Here is a 525-nt window from a genome sequence, read left to right as displayed (position 1 = left end):
CTCGGGTTCAACGGACTTCGGGTCGAACGCGCTGGTTGCGGGAGCCGTCGATCCGAATACGGGTGTTTTCTTGCTTGGCAAGATCGCCGACGATCAAGTGTCGCTATGGGCTTGGACCGGAAGCGGCTACAAGGCGCTCGGAAAGGCCAGGAACGACTCTCTTCCGGACGGCTCCCTTAACGGCGACATGGCCTTCGATGCCGCAGGCAACCTCTACGTGGTAAGCAGCACCAACCCTCCACGCGGGGGCGGCAATGTTTCCGTCAACATCACCATGGTCAAGGCCGTGGACATCGCCAATGCCATCAAGGCGAACAACTCCAATGCCACAATTCCCGCTTCGAATGTCTCGAGCAAGACGATCAAGGCAGACTCTGGTTTCAATGGGATCGCGTTCGATTCGGACGGGTATGTCTATGTGGGCAACTCAACGACCCTGCTGAAGTATGACCCCACGACCTGGGCACTGGTTTCAACCGTGACAGCAGACCTGGGCAGCAGCACCGACCTGTCCTCATGCTCCAC

General features: G+C 58.5%; 1 protein-coding gene. It reads left to right on the top strand.

Features of this window, described 5'->3' with window-relative positions; translation table 11 throughout:
* Nucleotides 1-525 (top strand): hypothetical protein (locus FK530_RS26210; RefSeq protein ID WP_438947272.1); only part of this gene is annotated, 525 nt, incomplete at both ends.

It is taken from the genome of Tsukamurella conjunctivitidis, from assembly GCF_007858475.1.
Lineage (GTDB): Bacteria > Actinomycetota > Actinomycetes > Mycobacteriales > Mycobacteriaceae > Tsukamurella > Tsukamurella conjunctivitidis.
Note: the sequence above shows the minus strand (reverse complement) of the source record. Positions and strands in the feature narration are given on the sequence as shown.